Raw genomic sequence first — 23,733 nt, forward strand, 5'->3', positions numbered from 1 at the left:
CGTGTGCGCAGACGCCTCGTGACTGTGCTGCTCGCCGTTCTCGCCGGCACCCTGGCGCCTTCGGCCGTGGCAGTGGCAGACACTCAAGGTGGTGAGACGCTGCACGGCGAGATCCGCATTCCCGAGGCCGTTGAAGGTATCGAACTCACGGTCTATCGGGAAGACGCGGAGATCGGCGCGGCGACCACCGACGCTGAAGGCAAATGGGAAGTGGCCCTCCCCGGCCCGGGGGAGTACCGCGTCGTGCTGGACCAAGGGTCCGTGCCCGAGGAGTTCGCCGTCGCTGATCCGCCGGGGCACGAGCTGACGGGCTTACCCGTGGACCCCGGCGAGGAGCAGCTCGCGATCTTTCGCTTAGTCGAAGCCGGACAGCAGAACCAGTCTCCCAGCGACAGCGCTACAGCGCCCACCACCGCAGCCGGCTCCCCAACCGCCACCGGCAGCGAGTCCGACGATCCCGACACCGCCGCGGGATCTCAGGGCGGGGCCCAAACGTCGTTCGGCACCACGTTCCTCCAACTCGCCCTCGAAGGTGTTATCTACGGGCTGATCATCGCCATTTCCTCGGTCGGCCTGTCGCTCATCTTCGGCACCACCCGGATGATCAACTTCGCCAACGGTGAGATGGTCACCTTCGGCGCCATGATGGCGCTGCTGTTCAGCACCATCGGTATCTTCGACTCGATCCCGTTGGTGGCGGCGACCGTGGTGGCTGTGGTGCTGGGAGCGGGCCTCGGCGCCGGACTTGACCGCTTCATCTGGCGTCCCTTGCGCCGGCGCAACGTCGCCCTGATCCAGATGTTCATCGTCTCCATCGGCCTGTCCCTGCTGCTGCGCCATCTGTTCCTCGTCATCTTCGGCGCCGATCGCCAGACCTACGACGAGTACGAGCTCCAAGACTCCCTCACCTTGGGGGCGCTCGCCATCACCCCCCGCGATCTCACCCTGGTGCTGCTCGCCATCCTCGTGCTGGTCGGCGTGGGGCTGATGCTGCAATTCACCCGCATCGGCAAGGCCATGCGCGCCGTCTCCGACAATCGGGACCTCGCCGAGTCCTCCGGCATCGACGTCGAACGAGTCACGCTGTACGTGTGGACGCTGGGCGGCGCGCTCGCAGCGCTAGGCGGCGTCTTCGCCGGCCTGAACCAGATCGTGCACTGGCAAATGGGCTTCCACCTGCTGCTGCTGATGTTCGCCGCGGTCATTCTGGGAGGTTTGGGCACCGCTTACGGCGCCATGGCCGGCGGGCTCGTCATCGGCCTCGTGGCCCAGTTGTCGACGTTGTGGTTCCCGCCGCAACTCATGAACGTCTGGGCTCTGGCGATCATGATCCTGGTGTTGCTGTTGCGGCCACAAGGCATTTTCGGCCGCCGTGAGCGGGTCGGCTAGGAGGCGACGATGGACATCATCTTCATCCTGTCCACGGCCGTCGAGTCGGCCATCGGACCGATCGCGGCGGTCTATGCGTTGGCGGCCATCGGCCTCAACATGCACTTCGGCTATACCGGGTTGCTCAACTTCGGCCAGGTCGGCTTCATGCTGGTGGGCGGCTACGGTATGGCGGTCAGCGTGACGACCTTCGGCCAGCCGCTGTGGGTCGGTTTCCTCGCCAGCATCGGCTGCGCCATCGTGATGGCCCTGCTGCTGGGCGTGCCCACGCTGCGGCTGCGCTCGGACTACCTGGCGATCTCCACGATCGCAGTGGCCGAGGTCGCCCGGTTGGTCTACCGGGCACCGTTCGCGCGCGACATCACCGGCGGCGTCTACGGTTTGCAGGACTTCGCCGATGGCTTCTACGCCGCCAACCCGCTCTCCGGCCGATACGAGCTGGGGGAACTGTCGTTCGCCGGCGACGAACTGTGGCTGATGCTGTGGGCGTGGGGGCTGGTGGCGCTGGCCTCGGCCGTGATGTGGCTGCTGATCCACAGCCCGTGGGGCCGGGTGATCAAGGGCATCCGCGAGGAGGAGGACGCCGTGCGCAGCCTCGGCAAGAACGTCTTCGTCTACAAGATCCAGAGCCTGATCTTGGGCGGAGTGTTCGGAGCCCTCGCCGGTGCCATGATCGCGCTGCACCAGCAGACCATCGTGCCCGACCAGTTCATGCCCCAGGTTTCCTTCTACCTGTGGGCGATCCTGCTGCTGGGCGGGGCGGGACGAACCCTAGGGCCGGTAATCGGCGCGATGACCATGTGGTTCCTACTCACCGTGTTCGACGAGCTGTTGCGCTCCATGGCCGGCGAGGGCCTGCTCCCCTTCCTCCAAAGCGCTGACATCGGGGGATTGCGCCACGCGGTGGTGGGCCTCGTGCTCGTGCTGCTGATCGTGGCCCGGCCCCAGGGAATCGTCGGAAATCGCAAGGAGATGCTGGTCAATGTCAAGTGAGACGACGAGCTCGCCGGCCGCGGCCGACCTCATGGCCGGCGTGGCGGCCCAGCCCGGTGTGGCCAAACCCGCCCCCATCCTCACCGCCACCGGAATCCGGCGCTCCTTCGGCGGGCTCACCGCCGTCGACGTGGCGCACCTGGAGGTGCAGCGGGGCACGATCACCGCCCTGATCGGCCCCAACGGCGCCGGCAAATCCACGTTGTTCAACCTGCTCACCGGCTTTGACCGTCTCGGGACGGGTACGTGGTCCTTCAACGGTCGCCGGGTCAGCGGCATGAGCGGACACCAGGTGGCCCGCCGGGGCATGGTCCGCACCTTCCAGCTCACCAAGGCGCTGACGCGGCTGACGGTGATGGAGAACATGCTGTTGGCGGCACCAAACCAGCGAGGCGAGCGGCTCTGGGGCGCCTTCCTGCGGTGGGGCAGCCGCGCCGCCCGCACCACCGTCGAAACCGGCGCCCCGGATGCGGCCGGTGGGGCCTCACAGCCGCTCAGCCGCGCCTGGAACGCCCTGGCGCGCCTGGGCTGGCGTAGCCAGGAGCAGGCCAACATCGCGCGCGCAGAAGAGCTGCTAGAGCGCTTCAACCTCCTGCCCATGCGCGACGAGATGGCCGGCAGCCTCTCCGGCGGCCAACGCAAGCTGTTGGAGATGGCCCGCGCCCTGATGACCCGCCCCGCCATGATCATGCTCGACGAGCCGATGGCCGGCGTGAACCCGGCACTGGTGGAATCGCTGCTGGACCACATCACCCGCCTGCGCGACGAGGGAGTGACCGTACTCTTCGTCGAACACGACATGGACGTCATCATGGGCATCAGCGACTGGATCGTGGTACTGGCCGAAGGGCGCACCATCGCCGAGGGGCGGCCGGAAGACATCCGCTCCAACCGCAGCGTGATCGACGCCTATCTGGGCGCCCATCACGACGAGCCGGGCAGCGACGGCGACGCCGGAGCCGCCGGGGAGGAGGACCGTTGAGCGAGCACTCTCCCAAGAGTCACGAGGGGGCGCCGTCCGAGCCGGCCGCGCCCAACCAGCCCGGCGACCTCCTGCTCACCGCCACCGATGTGGTCGCCGGCTACGTCCCGGAAGTCAACATCCTCAACGGGTGCAACCTCACGCTGGCCCAAGGTGAGGTCGTCGGTGTCATCGGCCCCAACGGCGCCGGCAAATCCACCCTGATCAAGACGGTTTTCGGACTGATCCCGGTGCGCAGCGGCTCCATCACCCTGAACGGGCACAGCATCGTCAACCGCACCGCCCACGAACTGGTCTCACGCGGTGTGGGCTATGTGCCCCAAAGCAACAACGTCTTCCCCACCCTCACGGTGGAAGAGAACCTACAGATGGGCGTCTACCTGCGCCCCAAGACGTTTCGCAGCCGCTTCACCGCCGTGGCCCACCTCTTCCCGCTACTGGCCGAGCGCCGCGGGCAGAAGGCGGGGGCGCTCTCCGGCGGCGAGCGCCAGATGGTCGCCATGGGGCGAGCCCTGATGATGGAACCTTCGGTGCTGCTGCTCGACGAGCCCACCGCCGGCCTGTCCCCGATCTACCAGGACGAGGTGTTTCAGCGCGTGCGTCAGATCAACGCCACCGGCGTCTCGGTGGTCATGGTGGAGCAAAACGCCCGGCGCTGCCTCCAGATCTGTGACCGTGGCTACGTGCTCGACCAGGGGGTCGACGCCCACACCGGGACCGGCGCCCAATTGCTGCACGACCCTGAGGTGATCGAGCTGTACCTGGGCACGCTCGCTCAAGCCTCCTAGGCCCGTCGCACGGGCGGTGGGTGTGCGGGCGCCTCCGGAGTCCGCACACCCACCGGGCACTAAAGGGGCCCGCACCGTTTCGGTGCGGGCCCCGCGTGGTGAGAGCAACCGGCTAGCCGGCGGTCACTCTGTGCCGGTATCGACGTAGTCGAGCGCCTCGTGCTCACCGTCGGAGTTGAAGCCGTAGACCATGATCGACGTCGAGGTGACGTCACCGTTGTCGTCGAAGTCGATGGAGCCGCTGGCCCCCTCGTAGTCGATGTCGGTGCCCTCGGCGATGAGGTCGCGGCACTCGGCGAAGCCGCTGCACTGCTCGCCTTCCTTGGAGACACTGACCATGTCGTCGGCGAACTCTGCCGGGTCGGTGCTGCCCGCCTGCTCGGCGGCCAGCGCCGTCAGCATGACGCAGTCATAGACCTGCGGGCCGAACTGGAAGACCTCCAGATCTGGGGCGAACTCCTGCAAGCGCTCGGTGAACTCGGCGTTGTCCACGTTCGGAGCGGTCCCCTTGAACCCGGAGATGGCGCTGGGGTTCGCCTCGTCAACCTTCTCCGCCAGCGTTTCGTCGTTGAGACCGTCGGCGCTGTACATCTGGTCGGCTGCGATTCCGGCTTCCAGCAGCCCCTGGATGATCTGGACGCCCTCCTCGAAGGAGACCATCAGCACGGCCTCGGCGTCGGAGTTGGCGATCGCATTGACGACCGAGTCGAAGTTGGACGCCTTGGGGTCGTATCCCTCCTGCAACGTCACCTGCGCCCCGGCCTGCTCCAGCGCGTCGGCGGCCGAGTTGGCCAGCCCCTCACCGTAGTCATCGGCCCGGTAGGTGATGGCCACGCTCTGGTGACCGTCGCCCAAGATGGTGTCGGCCAGGATCGGGCCTTGCAGGGCGTCGCTGGGGGCGGTCCGGAAGTAGTAGCCGCCGTCGTCATAGTCGCTCAGGGGCGGCGCCGTATTGGACCCGGAGCACTGGACCACTTCCGCGCCCGTGACCTTATCGATGATGGCCATCGTCATACCAGAGGCGGCAGCGCCCATGATGGCGTCGACGTCCTGGTCGAGCAGGCGGCTGGCCGCTTCGTTGGCCTGCGCGGCATCGTTGGCCTCGTCGCCGCTGAGGATCTCGGGAAGCTCCTGGTCGAGCACCCCGCCAGCGTCGTTGATCTCCTGCATTGCCATCCCGGCGGCCTCGATTTGGGGAGGGCCGAGGAAGGACAGGTCACCTGTCTCGGGAAAGACGTAACCGAGCTGTAGCGGTTCCGCCTCGCTGCCCGAACTCTCGCCCTCTCCAGAACTTTCGGTTCCTCCGCCGCCGCAGGCGGTCAGTCCTAGGGCCATGGCCGCGGCTACCGCCGTGAGGCTGAGGGCCTTGTTCCTTGGCATCCGGCTCTCTCCGTTCAACGTGCGCGAGTCGCGTATCACACCCGCCCCTTGGTCGCGTTTTGACTGTCATTGACGCAACTAAGGGCGTTAGCGGAGCTTAAGCACAGAAAATCCCTTACAGGAACCTCGCCGTATATGTCGCTGCCAACTCTCCGTCATGCTGTTATTTTCCCGTAGTCATGTTTCATGGCGAGCCTCACGTTTTTACAGTGCTGCACGGTGCCCCGCCCGCCGTGGCCGCGGCCGGCCCGCCTCACACCGCCGCCACCACGGCCGTCAGCACCGGAGCCACCAACAGCGCGGGCAGCATGTCAGCCACCGGTATGGAGCGCAGCCGCAGCAGCCGCAGCCCCGTACCGGCCAGCAACAACCCCCCGGTTGCGGTCAGCGCCGCAATATGAGCCTCAGGTAAGACGTTGCCCAACGCGACCCCCAGCAGCGTGAAAGCCCCCTGGTAGACCACGACGGCAACCGTCGACAGCAGCACCCCGGCACCCAGCGCGGCGGCGAAGGCCACAGCCGCGACCCCGTCCAGGGCCGACTTGAGGGCGAGCTGTTCAATGCCATGGCCCAGGCCGTCACTGAGCGCGCCAAGGATCGCCAGGGGGCCCACGACGAAAACCAGCGAGGAGCTGACGAACCCCGCCACGAAGCGCTCGGTGCCGCTGGCGGGGCGGCGCGCCGCCCCCGGACCCTCAGCGGGGCCGTCCGGCTCCACCACCGGCTCCTGCGCCGCTGCGGAGCGGCGCCCAACGAGCGCACGCCGCAGCAGCACCCCCAGTCGCTCCAGTCGTTCCTCCACGCGCAGCAGGGAACCGGCGATCCCACCGATGAGCAGTGCCCCCAGCACGATGAGCATGGGCGCGGTCGACCCCACCCGCGCGGTCAGCGCGGGGTCGACGACGCTGGCGGCGTTCGTCGCCGCGATGAGTAACACCAACAGCCCTAAAGCGTCGGTGACGACACCGCGGGTGTGCTCAGGCAGCCGGTTGCCCAACACCAGCCCCACCGTGGCTCCGAGCACGATCGCCACGGCGTTGAGCAGGGTCCCGGCTCCAGGCATGGTGTCTCTCCCGTCATCTGCTGCAAGCACCGCCTCACCTCCGCGGGGGCCGCGGCGCGGCGTGGGTTTGAGGTGAGAAGGACGTGTGGTGTTTCCCGCCGCTCGTGCCTTGATCGCTGTGCGATCTCGACAGCCCAGGGTGGGCTGGGGCGGGTGTCGTGGCCACCCCTCTGGGGCCTCACCTGCCAGCAAGTGACCGCCCCTGGGACGGACGCGCCCCTGCCGCCCGGCCCCGAAAGCTCACCACCCGTCGGCAAGCGGAGCCGCGCCCGAGGGCGGGTGCCACACCCCACCACCGTCCCGGAGAGATCGCCGCCCATCGCTATACCCCCCGCTACAGCGACGCCCCCGAGCCAGAGCAACGGAGCTAGGGCGAGGCCCCGGGGTAGGGCGAGGTCTTGGGGGAGAGCGATGTTCCTTCACTCCTGTGGCCACGCGCCTCGTTTCCTGGCGCCTCAACCACCGCCCCCCGTTAGGCTGCCGAGATCGCGCAGCGATCGAGGCACGAGCGAACAGCAAGTTCGCTAGGCGTGGCCCGCTCTGTGGGGTGCTGAGATCGTGGAGTGATCGAGACACGAGCCGAACACCACCACCCGCTCTCACCCCGCTTGATCACCCCATAGAAACACCCCCGCACAAGCGGCGCCCGGCTGCCAACCGGGCGCCACCCAGCTAGCCGGCGGAGCGCAGCATGCAGGTCAGCCGGGCGGTGCACACTCGACGTCCGCTGTCGTTGGTGATCTCGATTTCCCACGTGTTCAGTGTGCTGCCCTGGTGCACGGGCGTCGCGACCCCCGTGACCATCCCCTCGGTCGCGCTGCGGTGGTGGGTCGCGTTGATCTCGATCCCCACGGCGATGCGCCCCTCACCGGCGTACAGCGCCGCGCCGATCGAGCCCAGCGTCTCAGCCAGTACGCACGAAGCACCCCCGTGCAGCAGGCCGTAGGGCTGGGTGTTGTCGGCGACCGGCATGCGGCCCACCACCCGCTCGGCGGAGGCCTCCAGAACCTCTACTCCCATCTTGCGTGTCAGGGCACCGCTGTGCCCCGTGATGTCTTCAGCCCCGTCGAGGTCCTGGATGTCGGTTCCCATGGCCTGCTTCCCTTCCTGTGCCGCTCCGGCGCGCCGAGCCGCGGCGGCCAGCCGGTGCGATTCCGGGGCCGCCCCGACCGTGAACCGAGGGGGTTATCTTCAGCGAAAAGTCCGCACCGCATCCTAGGATTCCTTGTGTGGTGAAGACACAGGCGACCCCCGAGCAGACACGTTCCGCCCCGTCCGGCCCCGCCGGAGGATCGGCCCCTCGGCAGCGGCTGCTGCTGATCGACGGCCACTCCATGGCCTTTCGCGCGTTCTACGCGCTTCCCGTCGACAAGTTCACGACGAGCACCGGCCAGTCCACCAACGCCGTCTACGGCTTCACGTCGATGCTCGTCAAGCTGCTGCGGGAGGAGGAACCCACCCACATCGCCGTCGCCTGGGACCGCTCCGAACCCACGTTCCGCCACAAGGTCTACGACGATTACAAGGCCGGCCGCGCCGAGATCCCGCCGCAGTTTCCCAGCCAGGTGAGCCTGCTCCAGGAGCTGCTCGGCCTGCTCGGCATCGCCAGCATCTCCGTGGCCGGCTTCGAGGCCGACGACATCATCGCGACTTTGGCCACCCAGGCGGGCACGCGCGACATGGAGATCCTCATCGCCTCCGGCGACCGCGACGCCTTCCAACTCATCAACCACCGCTGCACCGTCTTGTACCCCGGTAAGACCCCCTCGGATTTGGCCCGCATGACTCCCGAGGTGGTCCAGGACAAGTACGGGGTGCCGCCGCAGCTCTACCGCGACTTGGCCGCACTGGTCGGGGAGCCCTCCGACAACCTGCCCGGCGTACCCGGCGTGGGTCCTAAGACCGCCGCTAAGTGGATCGCCAAGTACGGCTCCCTGGACGAGCTGGTCACCCACGCCGACGACGTCACCGGCAAGGCTGGGCAGAGCTTCCGCGACCACCTCGACGGCGTGTTGCGCAACCAACGCCTCAACGTTCTCGCAACCGACGTCGAGGTGGGGGCCGGCCTTGACGATCTCAAAGGCCACTCCTGGGACCGGGCCGGCGTGAACTCCCTGTTCGACACCTTGGAGTTCGCCTCCACCCTGCGCGACCGGCTGTTCGCCGTGCTCGGCGAGGAGGACGCCGCCGGCGCCGAACTGGGCGAGGGCTTCACTGTCGAGCTGAGCGCCCTGGGCACCGGCGAGGTCGCGGGCTGGCTCGCCGCCCACGCCACCGGCGCGGCCCGCGCCGGCCTCGCCTGCAACGGAAGCTGGGGAGGCGGTACGGGGGAGTTGACCGGCCTGGCCATCGCGATGGCGGGTGGCCCCGCAGCCCACATCGATCCCACCACCCTCGACGCCGCCGACGAGGCCGCCCTCCTCGCCTGGTTGGCCGACCCCCAGCGGCCCAAGGCGCTCCACGACGCCAAGGGCCCCATGCTGGCCATAGCCGCCCGCGGCTGGGAGCTGGCCGGTCTTACCAGCGACACCGCCCTGGCCGCCTACCTCGTCGCTCCCGGACAGCGCGGATTCGACCTCGCCGAGCTGTGCCTGCGCTATCTCAACCGCGAACTCGGCGACGAACAGGGTGACAGTGGGCAACTCACCCTCGATCTGGCCGGTGAGGGCGACGGCGAGCAAGCCGCCCGCCAAGACCTCGCCCTACGCGCCCGCGCCACCCTCGATCTGGCCGACGCGCTCGACGCTGAACTGGAGCGTCGCGGCGGCACCCGACTGTTGCACGAGCTGGAACTGCCGCTGATGCGGGTACTGGCCGGCATGGAGCGCGTCGGAATCGCGGCTGACCGCGCCTACCTTGACGCTCTGGAGGAGGAGTTCGCCGCAGCCGTGCGCCAGGCCGTCGACGAGGCCCACCGCTACCTGGGCCGAGAGTTCAACCTGGGCTCGCCCAAGCAGTTGCAGCAGGTGCTCTTCACCGAGTTGGGGCTGCCCAAAACCAAACGCATCAAGACCGGCTACACCACCAACGCCGACGCGCTGGCGTGGCTGGCCACCCAGACCGACAACCAGCTCCCCGTCATCCTGCTGCGCCACCGCGACCAGACCAAGCTGCGCACCACCGTCGAGGGGCTGATCAAGACCATCGCCGACGACGGGCGGATTCACACCACCTTCAACCAGATCGTCGCCGCCACGGGGCGGCTCAGCTCGGCCGACCCGAACCTGCAAAACATCCCCGTGCGCACTGACGCCGGGCGGCGTATCCGGCGCGCATTCGTGGTGGGGGAAGGGTTCGACACCCTGCTCACCGCCGACTACAGCCAGATCGAGCTGCGCATCATGGCCCACCTCTCCGAGGACCCCGCGCTGATCGACGCCTTCCAGACCGGCCACGACTTCCACGCCGAGATCGCCGCACGGGTTTTCAAGATCGCCGCCGAAGAGGTCGATGCGCAGGTCCGCGCCAAGATCAAGGCCATGAACTACGGGTTGGCCTACGGTCTCAGCGCCTTTGGCCTCTCCCAGCAGCTTGGCGTCACGCCTGAGGAGGCCCGCGGCCTCATGGACGACTACTTCGCCCAGTTCGGCCGGGTCCGCGACTACCTGCACGAGGTGGTGGAGCGTGCGCGCCGCGAAGGCTACACCGAGACGATGCTGGGTCGGCGCCGCTACCTGCCCGACCTCACCAGCGACAATCGCCACCAGCGCGAGCTCGCCGAGCGCATGGCTCTCAACGCTCCCATCCAGGGCTCGGCGGCCGACATCATCAAGGCCGCTATGCTCGATGTCGACGCCGCCTTGCGCGAGGGTGGCTTCACCTCGCGCATGCTGCTCCAGGTCCACGACGAACTCGTCATGGAGGTCACCGGCGAGGAGATCGAGGACGTGCGCGAACTCGTCCGCACCAAGATGGCCGGCGCCTACGAGCTGCGGGTTCCGCTGGCGGTATCGGTGGGAGCGGGCCACAACTGGCACGAGGCGGCGCACTGACGAACCGGCAACGTGTCGGCACCCAACAGTGCCCAGATGCCCACGAGTAACCGCGTACCCCCCGGAAGGAGAGGAGATGGCGGCCAAGCGGCCACCCCAGCAGCCGCGTTGGCAGGTGCCTGAGGAAGAGTTGCGCTGGCGCTTCTCCCGCTCGGGCGGGCCGGGCGGCCAGCACGCCAACACCGCTGACACCAAGGTTTCGCTCTCGCTCGACCTGACCCGCACCACGATGCTCACCGCCGAGTCGCGCCCCCGGGCGCTGCGGCGGCTCGGGCACCGGCTCACCGATGGGGTGCTGACCGTCGAGGTCGCCGACTCCCGCTCGCAGGCCCGTAACCGCGACATCGCGCGCGAGCGGCTTCTCGCGCTGCTCACGGAGGCAGCGGCTCCACCGCCGCGCCCCCGACGCGCTACGCGCCCCTCGCGCGCCGCCAAGGAGCGCCGGCTGCACGCCAAGCAGCGACGCGCCGAGGTTAAGCGCGGTCGCGGCCGTTCCCGCCGTTGCGAAGAGTAGCGGCCGAGTCTGTCCATTCGGTTCGTGATGGTTACATTACGGTGCGCTTCTCGCGGCAGAGGAGAACAGAGGGTAGTCGAAAAAAGTGACGAAAACGACATAACCTCGTTTGGTGGCTGTGTTGGCGATTGACCAAGCCGCCCGTGTCTCATATTCTGGCCGGAGCGTTGTGGATTCGCGTGCGCATACTCGACCTCGAAGTTCTCTTACTGGATGTGGCTGGTCCTGCTCAGCGGCACCCACACCCACGGAGCCTGCGGTGGTAGAGGTGGCGCTGTGGCCGGCTGGTTCTCGGCAGGAGGAAGGCAGTGTTCCTTCGTCGAAAAACCGTGATCTCAATGTGGATCGCCGGTCGGCCGGGGCGGATTCACGGCGTACCTAATTTCAGCCATTGTCCGTATCCGGAGTCCACCCACACATGACGAGCAGCACCGAGGCCACCTCGACACCGAAGGTAGCGGTCGACGACATCGGTTCCGAGGAAGCCTTCCTCGCAGCGATCGACGAGACCATCAAGTACTTCAACGACGGTGACATTGTCGAGGGCACCATCGTGAAGGTCGATCGAGACGAGGTCTTGCTCGACATCGGCTATAAGACCGAGGGCGTCATCCCCTCGCGGGAACTGTCGATCAAGCATGATGTCGACCCTGGCGAGGTCGTGGCCGTCGGCGATCACGTCGAAGCCCTTGTGCTCCAGAAGGAGGACAAGGAAGGCCGTCTCATCCTCTCCAAGAAGCGCGCCCAGTACGAGCGCGCCTGGGGCACGATCGAGAAGATCAAGGAAGAGGACGGCGTCGTCACCGGCACCGTGATCGAGGTCGTCAAGGGCGGTCTGATCCTCGACATCGGCCTGCGCGGCTTCCTCCCGGCGTCCCTGGTCGAGATGCGCCGCGTGCGCGACCTACAGCCCTACGTCGGTCGCGAGCTCGAAGCCAAGATCATCGAGCTCGACAAGAACCGCAACAACGTGGTGCTGTCGCGTCGCGCCTGGCTGGAGCAGACCCAGTCCGAGGTCCGCCAGACCTTCCTCAACACCCTGCAAAAGGGCCAGATCCGCAAGGGTGTCGTCTCGTCCATAGTCAACTTCGGTGCTTTCGTTGACCTGGGCGGCGTTGACGGTCTCGTGCACGTCTCCGAGCTGTCCTGGAAGCACATCGACCACCCCAGCGAGGTCGTCGAGGTGGGCCAGGAAGTCACCGTCGAGGTGCTCGACGTCGACATGGAGCGCGAGCGCGTCTCCCTGTCGCTGAAGGCCACCCAGGAAGACCCCTGGCAGCAGTTCGCCCGCACTCACCAGATCGGCCAGGTCGTGCCCGGCAAGGTCACCAAGCTGGTGCCCTTCGGCGCGTTCGTCCGCGTCGAGGAGGGCATCGAGGGTCTGGTCCACATCTCGGAGTTGGCCGAGCGGCACGTTGAGATCCCCGAGCAGGTCGTCCAGGTCGGAACCGAGATCTTCGTCAAGATCATCGACATCGATCTCGACCGCCGGCGCATCAGCCTCTCGCTCAAGCAGGCCAACGAGAGCGTCTCGCCCGACCAGATCGACTTCGATCCCACCCTGTACGGCATGACCGCCGAGTACGACGAGCAGGGCAACTACAAGTACCCCGAGGGCTTCGACCCCGAAAGCGGCGAGTGGCTCGAAGGGTACGAGGCCCAGCGCGACGAGTGGGAGCGCGAGTACGCGCTGGCGCAGGAACGCTTCGAGGCGCACCGCAAGCAGGTCGAGGAATCCCAGGCCGCCGCGGCTGCCGAGGCCGAGAACAGTGGTGGGGGCAACACCGAGGACGCCGAGGCTGACACCGAGTCCTACGAGCAGCCCGCCGAGGCTCCCGCCAGCGGCGGAGCCCCCAGCAGCAACGCCTCCGCCAACAACAACGGCGCTACCTCCGGTGGGGCTCTCGCCTCCGACGAGGCGCTGGCAGCGCTGCGCGAGAAGCTGGCCGGCGGCGAGGGCTAAGCCGAGCCGCGATCGCCCCAGCGCGACGCCACAACACGCATGAGCGGCGGGTCGCCTTCCACCGGGAAGGCGACCCTTCGCTAGGGTAAGGCGCGTTCGTTGTCTCGCCTCTCCCGTCGGGAGCCCGCCATGTCCGTCGCCACACCCGCCGACCTGCTCATCGCCACGGCGGCCAGCGAGGACGTGGGGGAGATTTGGGCGCTACAGCGGGCCGCGCACGTCGACGAGGCCCAAACCTACGGCGATCCCTACCTCGCCCCACTGACCGAGACGCCGCAGCAGATCCGCGCGCTCCTCGCTGACGACCTGCTGTTGCTCAAGGCGATGGTCGGCCCGCGCGTGGTGGGCACTGTCCGGGGACGGCCGGCCCACTCCCGTTACCTGATCAGCCGGCTCGCCGTCGCCCCCGACCAGCGGCGCCGCGGTATCGGCCGCGCACTGCTGTCGGCCATTGAGGAACGGGCGCTGGAGGCCTACCCCCACATTGAGGGCTATGCGCTGTCCACGGGCCACTGTAGCGACACCTCTTTGCGCCTGTGCCGGTCACTGGGCTACACCGAAAGCGGCCGGCAGCGCGTCTCCGACCATCTCACCCTCGTGAACCTGAGCAAACCCGTCGCCGCGCCCGCTTAGGTTCTGTTGTGCGAACGGTGGGGGGTGTTCGTCGTCGGCTCGTGCCTCGATCGCTGCGCGATCTCACCAGCCCCTGGAGGCGCTCACCCCTGCGCGCCCACCGCACCTCTTGGCCGCCCTTGCCCAAAAACAGAACCTAGCGTGGTGCACGCCCGGGGGACCGGACGGGTCCCGCTCGGCCCTGACCCCCGATAGGCTCGTGGCCATGCTGCGTGTGGGACTCACCGGAGGAATCGGTGCGGGCAAGAGTGAGGTGGCGCGACGGCTGGCCGACTACGGCGCGGTCGTCGTCGACGCCGACCAGATCGCCCGCGAGGTTGTGGAACCGGGAACGAGCGGCCTAGACGAGATCGTCGCCGAGTTCGGCCAGGACATCCTCACCCCCGAGGGACGGCTGGACCGCCCCCGGCTTGGCGAGATCGTCTTCGCCGACCAGGCCAAGCTCGCCCGGCTCAACGCCATCGTGCACCCGCGGGTGGGCAAGCGCACCGAGGAGCTGATCGCCGCCGCCCCGGCCGACGCGATCGTCGTCTACGACGTGCCGCTGCTCGTCGAGAACGGGATGGGCAAGCTCTACGACTGCGTCATCGTGGTCGACGTCCCGGAAGAGACCCAGATCGCCCGCGTAGTCGCCAACCGCGACATGACCGAGGACCAGGTCCGCGACCGCATCAAGGCCCAGGCCAGCCGAGAACGCCGCCGCGCTGCCGCCGACATCGTCATCGACAACTCCGCCTCTGCCGAGGAGCTCGACGCCCGCGTGGCCGAGGTGTGGCACCAGTTGCGCCAACGTCGCCGCGGCTAGGTTCTGTTTTTGGGAGGGGGGCGAGAGCGGGCGAGCGGCGTTCCGCTGGCGCCTTCACGGGCTGGTGAGCTCGCGCAGCGATCGAGGCACGAGCGGGCGAAGAACACTTCACAGCCCCCAGCCGTTCGCACCACAGAACCTCACCCTTTTCCTCCCTGCCCCTGACAGTTCCAGGAAGCGAGAGTGGGGACAGCGGCGCTTGGGGCAGCGGTGCCGTTTCCCCGCCGCGTGAGGTTTGGCCGGATACACCGAGCACAAGCGGTTCAGGGGAGGAGATCAATCTCATGGCGATGCCCGCTCCGCACGCAGAGCATGATCTCGCCGCGGTCGCCGATCACCTCGATCCCCCCGAGGGATACCGGGTGGAGATCATCGAAGGGAATTTGGTCGTGTCACCGCCCCCGGTGGGGCCGCACATCAAGATCGCGTCGAGGCTACAGTACGCGCTGCGCGAGCTGCTCCCCGCCGAGCTGGAGATCGCCCAGACCGCCACCGGTAAAGCCGGGTGGGTGCTCCGGTCTTCGGGCTGGAGGTGAAGCCCGGTCCTCGCGTGGGTGGGGCAGGAAGCACCGAACCGCTGCTAGGTGGTCCGGTGTCCTTTACAACGGGCGGGGCTGCTGTTCGATGTATTGAGGCCACACCGTGGTCGGGGCGCCCCCCACCGATTCGGCGACGTAGGACTCAGACCATAGGTGTTGAGCGTGCCAGTAGTGGCGAACAAGGTCGGGAAGCTTCTGGCGCAGCCGGCGCGGGGATACCCCGTTGCGGCTGTCGACCGGTTTGGAGACCGCGACTTTGGGCGGGAGGTTCACCGGCGGGCGGACATGGTTGGCTTGGCCGTTGGACTGGATTGGCTCGCACGCGACGTCCGCGCAGGCCGACCGCCTGATCCTGGACACCGATCTGTTGCTCGCACACGCATGTCGCAACGGAACACATCGCAGTGCCCACGCCCTCGTGATCGCGGCACACGCCGTCCAGACCGGCCGTACCGTCGCCAGCAAGGACACCAAAGCCCGCTTCGCCGATCTAGCGGGTGTTTGTGCGTTCGACCTCTGAAGCGCGCGCTGTTTTCCCTGGGAGCCACCGACTGAGCCGCCAGTGTCGTCGCTCGGCTATACGGTGGGAGATGTCGAGGGCTCGTGGCGAACGGGGAGTTGAGGCGACATGCGGCCAGTGACCGATCTCCAGCGCAAGGTGGCGCCCATCGAGGTGGTCTCGGAGATGACACCGGCCGGCGACCAGCCCACGGCTATCGCCGAGCTGGCGCGCCGGATTCAAGCCGGCGACGAGCACACTGTGCTGCTCGGCGCCACGGGGACGGGCAAGACCGCCACCGTAGCGTGGCTGGCCGAGCAGGTGCAGCGCCCCATGCTGGTGATGCAGCCCAACAAGACGCTGGCCGCCCAGTTCGCCAACGAGCTGCGGGAGATGCTGCCCAACAACGCCGTTGAGTACTTCGTCTCCTACTACGACTACTACCAGCCCGAGGCCTACGTCCCCCAGACCGACACCTTCATCGAGAAGGACTCCTCGATCAACGACGAGGTGGAACGGCTGCGCCACTCGGCGACCAACGCGCTGCTGACCCGCCGCGACACCATCGTGGTCGCCTCGGTGTCGTGCATCTACGGCCTGGGCACTCCCCAGGAGTACGTCGACCGTATGGCCACCATCAAGGTCGGCATGCAGATCGACCGCGACGAGCTGCTGCGCAAGCTCGTCGAGATGCAATACACCCGCAACGACATCTCCTTCACCCGCGGCACCTTCCGCGTGCGCGGCGACACGGTCGAGATCATCCCGGTCTACGAGGAGCTGGCGCTGCGCATCGAGATGTTCGGCGACGAGGTCGAACGCCTCATGACGCTGCACCCGATCACCGGCGAGGTGCTGGGCGAGGACGAGGAGTACTACATCTTCCCCGCCTCGCACTACGTCGCCGGCCCCGAGCGGCTGGAGCGCGCCATCGGCGACATCGAGGCCGAACTGGCCGAGCGCCTCAGCGAGTTGGAGTCACAGAACAAGCTGCTGGAGGCCCAGCGGCTGCGCATGCGCACCACCTACGACATCGAGATGATGCGCCAGGTCGGCTCCTGTTCGGGCATCGAGAACTACTCCCGCCACTTCGACGGCCGCGCCCCCGGCAGCGCCCCCAACACCCTGCTCGACTACTTCCCCGAAGACTTCCTGCTGGTTATCGACGAGTCCCACGTGACCGTGCCCCAGATCGGCGGCATGTACGAGGGTGACGCCTCCCGCAAGCGCACGCTCGTCGACCACGGGTTCCGGCTGCCCTCGGCGCTGGACAACCGTCCCCTCAAGTGGGACGAGTTCGCCGAACGCATCGGTCAGACGGTCTACCTGTCGGCCACTCCCGGCCCCTACGAGCTGGCCCAAAGCGGCGGCGACGTCGTCGAGCAGGTCATCCGCCCCACCGGGCTGGTCGACCCCGAGGTACTGGTCAAACCCACCAAGGGCCAAATCGACGACCTCATCGAGGAAATCCGCAGCCGTGCCGAGCGCCACGAGCGAGCGCTGGTCACCACGCTGACCAAGAAGATGGCCGAAGACCTCACCGACTACCTCACCGAACTCAATATTCGGGTGCGCTACCTGCACAGCGAGGTCGACACGCTGCGGCGGGTGGAGCTGCTGCGCGAACTGCGCGTGGGCGAGTTCGACGTCTTGGTGGGGATCAACCTGCTGCGCGAAGGTCTCGACCTCCCCGAGGTGTCGTTGGTGTCGATCCTGGACGCCGACAAGGAGGGGTTCCTGCGTTCGGAACGCTCCCTGATCCAGACCATCGGCCGTGCGGCCCGCAACGTCGCCGGTCAGGTCCACATGTACGCCGACGCGGTGACCGACTCCATGCGCGCCGCCATCGACGAGACCAACCGGCGCCGCGCCAAACAGCTCGCCTACAACGAAGCCAACGGCATTGATCCCCAGCCGTTGCGCAAGAAGATCGCCGACATCCTCGACTCGCTGGCCCGCGAGGACGCCGATACCGCCGCGCTGGCCGGCGGCGAGAGCACGAGCGCGGCGCCGGTGCCCGGCCTGTCCCAGTCGAAGCGCTCGGCCGACATCTCCCAGATGCCGCGGGCCGAGCTGGCCGGGCTCGTCGATCAGCTCACCGAGCAGATGCACCAGGCGGCCACCGACCTACAGTTCGAGTTGGCCGCGCGGCTGCGCGACGAGATCAAGGAACTCAAGCGCGAGCTGCGTGGGATGGACGAGGCCGGCGTGTCGTGAAGCGCCGGCGGCTCGTTCTCCGCCCGGCTCGCCAGAAACCGTCGAGACGTTCCGCGCGTCTGATATGGAGAGGGAAACCGGCTGTGAGCCGGCGTCGAGATAAGGGAGACGGTTTATGCGGAGCCGGGCACTGCCCCTGGCGTGTGGAGTGGTCGCTGCCGCCTTGGTGACCGCCGGATGCAGTATCACCATCGACGAGAACGGGGCATCGGTCTCCGGTGACGAGGGCGGAGTTTCCCTCTCCGAGGAGGGTGTCTCGATCTCGGACGGCAACACGATGCGCATCGCCGACAGCGGCGACGTCAACAGAGACTGCGAGGGTCTCGACGTCCAGATGCTCACCGCGGGTGCCACAGTGGTCCTCAACGGCTCCTGCGGTGCCGTCGAGGTCGCCGCCGACAGCGCCGAACTCCACGTGGGAACGGCCGATTCGATCACCGTCACCGGTAACGGCAACACGATCTACTACGCGACCGGAAGCCCCGAGATCACACTCCAGGGCCTGAACAACACCACGCAAGAAGGGGGACAGGCCACCCCCTAGCGGCGCGGCGCACGTGCCTGTCGCTCATCGCGTCGATCCGGAGTCGCCCCGCCGGACCGGCGCGATCACCGGTTGGGCTACTGTTTGCGGGCGAGCGTGCAAACCCGCTAGCGAATGTGCATGACGACGATTGAGCAACAAAATTAGAAACTTTGGTTATTGTTGCCCCGTTTTCAACGACTAACTCGATACGGTCATCCTCGTAGCTATTGCGCGACGGTATGTAATCGCCCAGTCGACCCGTGGGGGCGACGGGGCGGTGTCGGTGACCCGTGGCGCGTGCGTGGCGCATGCGCGGCCAGGGAGGACAGATGAGTGGGTATGTCGCACGGGTGCGGCATGACGATCCGCCCGACGGCACTGCCGAGTTCGACCTGTTGGTTCGGTCAGCCGCCAAACGGTGGGCCGAGGTCGATCCGTTGCTGCCCGCCCCATCGCCGCCGAAACTGAGTTCCTACCCGCTGCTGACGGTCAGCGACGAGGGCGGACTGCCGGTGGCCACGGGGACCATGCGCTACTCGTGGTACCAGCCAGGCGAAGTCGGGCGCACGTGGGGCGTCCCCGACCAGCACTGGCTGACGCCGCTGGTGGGTGGCCCCGACCCGGAGGGCGCGCTCGACTCGCTGTTGACGAGTTGGCGCGACCAGCTTGAGGAACTTCCCAGCGGTACGGGCGCGGAGTCGTCGGCGCTGTTGACCTGGCCGGCCCGGGACGTCTGCGGCGTGCGCCCGTTGCAGCGGCACGGGTTGCAGCCCTTCACCGTCTTCGCCGCCCGCCGACGCCGCCGCGGCGTGCCGCCCTCCCTCCCACCGCGCGATGTCACCATTCGGCTGGCCGACACCAGCGACCTGGCCGCCGTGGTCGGTCTCCTCATGGAGGAGCACCGCTACGAGGAGAACTTCGGCGGCGTGTTCGTGCAGCCCGAAACCGCTGAGCAGACCCGCCGCGTGGTCGGACGGGCGCTGAGCCGGCCGCCGTCGTGGATCTGGCTGGCCGAACGCCGAGGGCGGCCGGTCGGGTTGGTCTGGGTGTCTCCACCCGAGCGTGCTCGCTGGGTCGGGCCGTTGGTCCAGAGTTCCCCGGCCGCCTACATCGGCTATGGCATCGTGGCCGAGGAGGAACGGGGCCGTGGTATCGGCACCGCCCTGGTCAGCCAAGCCCACCATGCCATGGACGCTCACAACGTCTCGGTGTGCCTGCTCAACTACGCGATGATGAACCCGGTTTCGGGACCGTTTTGGAGCCGGATGGGGTATCGGCCGCTATGGGTTACCTGGGAGATCCGCCCGGCGCTGGCTCTGCGGTGACCGGCGGCCTCCGTTGGCTGCCGCGTCCAGCGATGGGCGGGCGGCCGTCGCGGCAAGGCACGCTGCCGGGTGTGCCTCTTGCCACCTCGCCGGCGCGGGGCAGTGGGGTCGTCGGAGCCGCCCCTCACTTCCACAACACGGCAATACCGGCTACGCTAACGCGCTAGCCGCGGTGGACAACCGGGTGACCGTGCTCGACGTCAGTGGTGTCGGGGCCCGTCGCGTGGCTGGGGGCTCGTGTGGGCGAGGAAGCCCGGCCATGCTCCGTGAGACGGTGTCCCCTCCCTTGGGCCTTGTCTTAGGCCAGGGCAGCGTCGAGTTGCGGCCGGCGGTGGTCCTCACGGTCAGCACATAAAGTATTATGCCAGTCACCTAATGGCAAAGTAAGGGGCTGGCGTTTTCTTCTTGGCTGGAAAACCGAGGTCTCCACGCCAAGAAAGCAGGTGAGGGACGCTGTTATCCTGATGGCCCGTGGAGTCCGAGGTCGTGAGGGTGCACCCTCGCCCCGCCAACGACACCGCTCGGCCGCCCGTTCTTCGCGCGGCCGATAGCCATACGACCACGGGAGCATCACTTTGGCATCCGCCGCGAGAACCAATCATATTTTCGTTACCGGCGGCGTCGCCTCCAGCCTCGGCAAAGGTCTCACCGCCTCCAGCCTCGGACGGCTGTTGAAGTCGCGCGGGCTACGGGTCACCATGCAAAAGCTTGACCCTTATCTCAACGTCGACCCCGGGACCATGAACCCGTTCCAGCATGGCGAGGTTTTCGTCACTGACGACGGTGCTGAGACCGACCTCGACGTTGGCCACTACGAGCGTTTCCTCGACACCGAACTGTCGGCCTCGGCCAACGTCACGACCGGCCAGGTCTACTCCAGTGTCATCGCCAAGGAGCGTCAGGGGGCCTACTTGGGTGACACAGTGCAGGTCATTCCGCACATCACCAACGAGATCAAGGCGCGCATCTACGCCATGGAGACGGCCGACGTCGACATCGTCATCACCGAGATCGGGGGCACGGTCGGTGACATCGAATCCCAGCCGTTCCTGGAGGCCGTGCGCCAGATCCGCCACGAGATCGGCCGCGATAGCTGCTTTTTCCTGCACGTTTCGCTGCTGCCCTATCTGGGGCCCTCCGGGGAGCTCAAAACCAAACCCACCCAGCACTCCGTCACGGCGTTGCGCAGCATCGGTATCCAACCCGACGCCATCGTCTGCCGCTCTGATCGGTCCATATCCCAGAGCTTGAAGAGCAAGATCAGCCTCATGTGCGACGTGGAGGAGGGCGGCGTGGTCTCCACGCCCGACGCCCCTTCCATCTACGACATCCCCAAGGTGTTGCACCGCGAAGGGCTCGACGCCTACGTGGTGCGCCGGCTCGGGCTGGCCTTCCGCGACGTCGACTGGACCGAGTGGGACGAGTTGCTGCACCGGGTCCACCAGCCTGACCACGAGGTCACGATCGCGCTCGTAGGCAAATACATCGACCTGCCCGACGCCTACCTATCGGTAACCGAGGCGTTGCGCGCCGGCGGCTTCGCGCTCGACACTCACGTAGAGATCCGCTGGGTAGCCAGCGACAACTGTGCCAGCGCAGAAGGGGCCGCCCGCGAGCTCGACGGGGTCGACGGCGTGCTCATCCCGGGCGGCTTCGGCGTGCGCGGCATCGAGGGCAAGCTCGGCGCCATCCGCCACGCCCGCGAACACAAGATTCCGCTGCTGGGCATCTGTCTGGGCCTGCAATGCATGGTCATCGAGTACGCCCGCGACGTACTCGGCCTGGCCGGCGCCAACAGCACGGAGTTCGACGACAAAGCCGAACATCCCGTGATCGCCACGATGGCCGATCAGACCGACGTCATCGCCGGAGAGCGTGACATGGGAGGCACCATGCGCCTGGGGCTGTACCCGGCGAGGCTGGCCGAGGGCTCGATTGTGCGGGAACTCTACGGGGTCGACCAGATCTCCGAGCGCCATCGGCACCGCTACGAGGTCAACAACCTCTACCGCGAGCAGTTGGAAGGGGCCGGTCTGCTGCTGTCGGGCCGTTCCCCTGATGGCCACCTGGCCGAGTACGTCGAACTCCTCCGCGAGCACCATCCCTTCTTCGTCGGCACCCAGGCCCACCCCGAACTGCGTTCCCGGCCCACTCGGGCCCACCCGCTGTTTCGGGGGCTGATCGCCGCGGCGCTGGAGCACGCCGGCGACACCACGGGAGTTCACCTGTGACCGAACGCCCCACGATCCCGACGACCGTCACCGACTATCCCGAGACATGGCCGGTCGAGGCCAGCGTCGATCGCTACAACGGCGGTAAGGCCGGCATGCGGACCGACTGGGTGCGCATGCCCGGGCTCGACGGCCCCGAAGTCGTCGCCCGCGACCGGCTCGTCCACCCTGGCGCGGTGGCCACCCTCGCCCTCGACGCCGACCAGCGGGTACTGCTGCTGCGCCAGTACCGCCACGCCGTGGGCCACCAACTCTGGGAGCTGCCCGCCGGGCTGCGCGACGTCGACGCCGAGCCGCTCGTGCACACCGCCCAGCGCGAGCTGCTCGAAGAGGCGGGTTACACGGCGCGGACCTGGCACGAACTCGTCGACTTCTTTCCCTCAGCGGGGTTTTCCACCGAGCGCATCCACGTGTTCTTGGCCCGTGATCTCGCCGAGGTTCCCGAAGCCGACATCGATTTCGACCGGGTCCACGAGGAGGCTGACATGCCCACCGTGTGGCTGCCGCTACAGGAGGCGGTGAACGCGGTCTTCGCCGGGCGCCTCCACAACGCCGCAACGGTCATGGGACTGCTCGCTGCCCACGTCGCCGCCCAGGAGGGATTTACCGGGCTGCGCCCAGCCTGAGGCCAGCCCGGGAGCCTCGGCCGCGGCGCCGTGTCATTGGGCCGGATGGCCTTCCGGTATGGCATTATTCCTCCCGATACTGCCCGGGAGGGTGACCGTGACGACCGCGCAGCAGCACGACACACAGCACCGGGAGCCGGCCCCCGCCCTGGTCTCCCTGGTGCGGGGCTACCTCGACCATCTGGCGGTCGAGCGTGGCCTGGCCGCCAACACGTTGGCCTCCTACCGCCGCGACCTCCGGCGCTACCTCGATTTCCTGGCCCGGCGGGGGCGAGGCGCGCCCGACCAGATCGAGGCCGATGACGTGGCGGGTTTCCTGCGGGCCATGAGCGAGGGGGACGCCCAACACCAGCCCTTGGGGGTGGCCTCTGCCGGGCGCGCCCTAGTCACGGTACGGGGCCTGCACCGTTTCGCCCTGCACGAAGGAGCCACGACCACCGATCCGGCCTGTGAGGTGCGCCCGCCCCAGCCGCCGCGCCGACTGCCCAAGGCGATCGCGCCCCACGAGGTCGAGGCGCTGCTGGCCGCCGCCGGAGCGGGGTCCGGCCCGCGCGCCCTGCGCGACCAGGCGCTGCTGGAGCTGCTGTACGCCACGGGCGCGCGCATCTCCGAAGCGGTAGGCCTCGACGTCGATGACATCGGCCAGGTGCCTCCCGCCACCGGCGCCGATCCGCAGGCGACGGGCGAGGACCCGGCCGCCGGTCTGGGCGCCGTACGCTTCCGCGGCAAGGGCGGCAAGGAGCGCGTCGTTCCCATCGGCCGGTTCGCGCTACGGGCGCTGGACGCCTACCTCGTACGGGCCCGTCCAGCGCTGGTGGGCACCGGCCAGGCCACGCCCGCTCTGTTCCGCAACGCGCGCGGCGGCCGGCTCACGCGACAGGGAGCGTGGGCGGTGCTGCGCGCCGCCACCGAGCGCGCCGGACGCAGCGACGTCTCTCCCCACACTTTGCGCCACTCCTTCGCCACCCACCTGCTCGACGGTGGGGCCGACGTGCGCGTGGTCCAAGAACTCCTGGGCCACGCCTCGGTGACCACCACCCAGATCTACACCCTGGTCACCGCCGATCGGCTGCGTGAGGTCTATGCGGCCAGCCATCCCTGGGCCACCACATCGAATTGACCACCCGGCGCGGGTGCGCCGCACGGCCCACCAGCGGGCGGGTGCGCCGGCTGCGCCACCCGCGGCGCGGCCCGGTTGTGGCCCGCCCTCGTTGCATGGGCTGACGCACCCCGTAGAGTGTCGCGTTGATTCACGCATACCGAAGTCT

General features: G+C 67.9%; 21 protein-coding genes. 17 read left to right on the plus strand and 4 right to left on the minus strand.

Going from position 1 to position 23,733, the window contains the following annotated elements:
• Positions 1-3 precede the first annotated feature (3 nt).
• From ABD848_RS11945 to ABD848_RS11960, 4 genes are read left to right on the plus strand one after another with little or no spacing between them, the layout of a single operon-like run.
• Entirely contained in the window at positions 4-1,389 is a 1,386-nt protein-coding gene (locus ABD848_RS11945) for a branched-chain amino acid ABC transporter permease (protein WP_344970988.1), read from the plus strand.
• 9 nt (positions 1,390-1,398) lie between these two features.
• Entirely contained in the window at positions 1,399-2,382 is a 984-nt protein-coding gene (locus ABD848_RS11950; protein ID WP_344970991.1) for a branched-chain amino acid ABC transporter permease, read from the plus strand.
• Positions 2,372-3,364, plus strand: coding sequence for an ABC transporter ATP-binding protein (locus ABD848_RS11955; RefSeq protein WP_344970994.1), 993 nt, complete (start codon positions 2,372-2,374; stop codon positions 3,362-3,364). Before ABD848_RS11950 ends, ABD848_RS11955 begins: the two co-directional genes overlap by 11 nt.
• On the plus strand, positions 3,361-4,152 hold the full coding sequence (locus ABD848_RS11960; RefSeq protein WP_344970997.1) for an ABC transporter ATP-binding protein: 792 nt from the start codon (positions 3,361-3,363) through the stop codon (positions 4,150-4,152). The genes ABD848_RS11955 and ABD848_RS11960 overlap by 4 nt, the downstream gene beginning before the upstream one ends.
• 123 nt (positions 4,153-4,275) lie before the next feature.
• Here the strand turns inward: ABD848_RS11960 and ABD848_RS11965 are convergent, their stop codons facing one another.
• From ABD848_RS11965 to ABD848_RS11975, 3 genes are all read right to left on the minus strand, one after another.
• Positions 4,276-5,532 carry an ABC transporter substrate-binding protein gene (locus tag ABD848_RS11965; RefSeq protein WP_344970999.1) on the minus strand — a complete coding sequence of 419 codons (1,257 nt, stop codon included), beginning with the start codon at positions 5,530-5,532 and terminating at the stop codon, positions 4,276-4,278.
• 253 nt (positions 5,533-5,785) lie between these two features.
• On the minus strand, positions 5,786-6,595 hold the full coding sequence (locus ABD848_RS11970; protein ID WP_344971001.1) for a DUF554 family protein: 810 nt from the start codon (positions 6,593-6,595) through the stop codon (positions 5,786-5,788).
• A 672-nt stretch (positions 6,596-7,267) separates the two neighbouring features.
• Positions 7,268-7,687, minus strand: a complete 420-nt coding sequence (locus ABD848_RS11975; RefSeq protein ID WP_344971004.1) for a PaaI family thioesterase — start codon at positions 7,685-7,687, stop codon at positions 7,268-7,270.
• 137 nt (positions 7,688-7,824) lie between these two features.
• On the opposite strand from ABD848_RS11975, the gene polA reads away from it, so the two are divergent.
• The 6 genes from polA (at position 7,825) to ABD848_RS12005 (ending at position 15,038) form a co-directional block, all read left to right on the plus strand.
• Positions 7,825-10,587: a DNA polymerase I gene (gene polA / locus ABD848_RS11980; RefSeq protein ID WP_344971007.1), complete on the plus strand. Its 2,763-nt coding sequence runs from the start codon at positions 7,825-7,827 to the stop codon at positions 10,585-10,587.
• A gap of 76 nt (positions 10,588-10,663) precedes the next feature.
• Positions 10,664-11,101: an alternative ribosome rescue aminoacyl-tRNA hydrolase ArfB gene (arfB, locus tag ABD848_RS11985; protein ID WP_344971009.1), complete on the plus strand. Its 438-nt coding sequence runs from the start codon at positions 10,664-10,666 to the stop codon at positions 11,099-11,101.
• A 418-nt stretch (positions 11,102-11,519) separates the two neighbouring features.
• Positions 11,520-13,064, plus strand: a complete 1,545-nt coding sequence (rpsA, locus tag ABD848_RS11990; protein ID WP_344971011.1) for a 30S ribosomal protein S1 — start codon at positions 11,520-11,522, stop codon at positions 13,062-13,064.
• A gap of 129 nt (positions 13,065-13,193) precedes the next feature.
• Positions 13,194-13,697: a GNAT family N-acetyltransferase gene (locus ABD848_RS11995; protein WP_344971013.1), complete on the plus strand. Its 504-nt coding sequence runs from the start codon at positions 13,194-13,196 to the stop codon at positions 13,695-13,697.
• Between the two features lie 205 nt (positions 13,698-13,902).
• Positions 13,903-14,502, plus strand: coding sequence for a dephospho-CoA kinase (gene coaE, locus ABD848_RS12000; RefSeq protein ID WP_344971015.1), 600 nt, complete (start codon positions 13,903-13,905; stop codon positions 14,500-14,502).
• 284 nt (positions 14,503-14,786) lie between these two features.
• Positions 14,787-15,038: a hypothetical protein gene (locus ABD848_RS12005; protein ID WP_344971017.1), complete on the plus strand. Its 252-nt coding sequence runs from the start codon at positions 14,787-14,789 to the stop codon at positions 15,036-15,038.
• A 63-nt stretch (positions 15,039-15,101) separates the two neighbouring features.
• Here ABD848_RS12005 and ABD848_RS25005 read toward each other — a convergent pair whose 3' ends face one another.
• Positions 15,102-15,353 carry an IS200/IS605 family transposase gene (locus tag ABD848_RS25005; RefSeq protein ID WP_425567517.1) on the minus strand — a complete coding sequence of 84 codons (252 nt, stop codon included), beginning with the start codon at positions 15,351-15,353 and terminating at the stop codon, positions 15,102-15,104.
• On the opposite strand from ABD848_RS25005, the gene ABD848_RS12010 reads away from it, so the two are divergent.
• The 7 genes from ABD848_RS12010 (at position 15,265) to ABD848_RS12040 (ending at position 23,585) form a co-directional block, all read left to right on the plus strand.
• Entirely contained in the window at positions 15,265-15,561 is a 297-nt protein-coding gene (locus tag ABD848_RS12010) for a hypothetical protein (RefSeq protein WP_344971019.1), read from the plus strand. The two genes, ABD848_RS25005 and ABD848_RS12010, sit on opposite strands and share 89 nt — an antisense overlap.
• Before the next feature lie 108 nt (positions 15,562-15,669).
• Positions 15,670-17,757 (plus strand): excinuclease ABC subunit UvrB, encoded by a 2,088-nt coding sequence (gene uvrB / locus ABD848_RS12015; RefSeq protein WP_344971021.1) that lies wholly within the window; start codon positions 15,670-15,672, stop codon positions 17,755-17,757.
• A 115-nt stretch (positions 17,758-17,872) separates the two neighbouring features.
• Positions 17,873-18,301, plus strand: a complete 429-nt coding sequence (locus ABD848_RS12020; protein ID WP_344971023.1) for a DUF3060 domain-containing protein — start codon at positions 17,873-17,875, stop codon at positions 18,299-18,301.
• Positions 18,302-18,612: 311 nt separating this feature from the next.
• Positions 18,613-19,608, plus strand: a complete 996-nt coding sequence (locus ABD848_RS12025; protein ID WP_344971026.1) for a GNAT family N-acetyltransferase — start codon at positions 18,613-18,615, stop codon at positions 19,606-19,608.
• A gap of 575 nt (positions 19,609-20,183) precedes the next feature.
• Complete coding sequence (locus ABD848_RS12030) at positions 20,184-21,839, plus strand: CTP synthase (protein WP_344971028.1); 1,656 nt, start codon at positions 20,184-20,186, stop codon at positions 21,837-21,839.
• A complete protein-coding gene (locus tag ABD848_RS12035; protein ID WP_344971030.1) occupies positions 21,836-22,465 on the plus strand; it encodes an NUDIX hydrolase in 630 nt (209 codons plus the stop codon). Before ABD848_RS12030 ends, ABD848_RS12035 begins: the two co-directional genes overlap by 4 nt.
• 97 nt (positions 22,466-22,562) lie before the next feature.
• Positions 22,563-23,585, plus strand: a complete 1,023-nt coding sequence (locus ABD848_RS12040; RefSeq protein ID WP_425567510.1) for a site-specific tyrosine recombinase XerD — start codon at positions 22,563-22,565, stop codon at positions 23,583-23,585.
• The last annotated feature ends 148 nt before the right edge of the window (positions 23,586-23,733 follow it).

It is taken from the genome of Salinactinospora qingdaonensis (genome assembly GCF_039539445.1).
In the GTDB taxonomy this organism is placed as follows: domain Bacteria; phylum Actinomycetota; class Actinomycetes; order Streptosporangiales; family Streptosporangiaceae; genus Salinactinospora; species Salinactinospora qingdaonensis.

What these genes read in the sequence shown, in the direction of transcription:
- arfB (WP_344971009.1), top strand. Translation starts at nt 10,664, where the DNA reads ATGGCGGCCAAGCGGCCACCCCAGCAGCCGCGTTGGCAGGTGCCTGAG.
- ABD848_RS11955 (WP_344970994.1), top strand. Translation starts at nt 2,372, where the DNA reads ATGTCAAGTGAGACGACGAGCTCGCCGGCCGCGGCCGACCTCATGGCC.
- ABD848_RS11970 (WP_344971001.1), bottom strand. Translation starts at nt 6,595, where the DNA reads ATGCCTGGAGCCGGGACCCTGCTCAACGCCGTGGCGATCGTGCTCGGA.
- ABD848_RS11975 (WP_344971004.1), bottom strand. Translation starts at nt 7,687, where the DNA reads ATGGGAACCGACATCCAGGACCTCGACGGGGCTGAAGACATCACGGGG.
- ABD848_RS11995 (WP_344971013.1), top strand. Translation starts at nt 13,194, where the DNA reads ATGTCCGTCGCCACACCCGCCGACCTGCTCATCGCCACGGCGGCCAGC.
- ABD848_RS11950 (WP_344970991.1), top strand. Translation starts at nt 1,399, where the DNA reads ATGGACATCATCTTCATCCTGTCCACGGCCGTCGAGTCGGCCATCGGA.
- coaE (WP_344971015.1), top strand. Translation starts at nt 13,903, where the DNA reads ATGCTGCGTGTGGGACTCACCGGAGGAATCGGTGCGGGCAAGAGTGAG.
- ABD848_RS12025 (WP_344971026.1), top strand. Translation starts at nt 18,613, where the DNA reads ATGAGTGGGTATGTCGCACGGGTGCGGCATGACGATCCGCCCGACGGC.
- uvrB (WP_344971021.1), top strand. Translation starts at nt 15,670, where the DNA reads ATGCGGCCAGTGACCGATCTCCAGCGCAAGGTGGCGCCCATCGAGGTG.
- ABD848_RS12005 (WP_344971017.1), top strand. Translation starts at nt 14,787, where the DNA reads ATGGCGATGCCCGCTCCGCACGCAGAGCATGATCTCGCCGCGGTCGCC.
- ABD848_RS12020 (WP_344971023.1), top strand. Translation starts at nt 17,873, where the DNA reads ATGCGGAGCCGGGCACTGCCCCTGGCGTGTGGAGTGGTCGCTGCCGCC.
- ABD848_RS11965 (WP_344970999.1), bottom strand. Translation starts at nt 5,532, where the DNA reads ATGCCAAGGAACAAGGCCCTCAGCCTCACGGCGGTAGCCGCGGCCATG.
- rpsA (WP_344971011.1), top strand. Translation starts at nt 11,520, where the DNA reads ATGACGAGCAGCACCGAGGCCACCTCGACACCGAAGGTAGCGGTCGAC.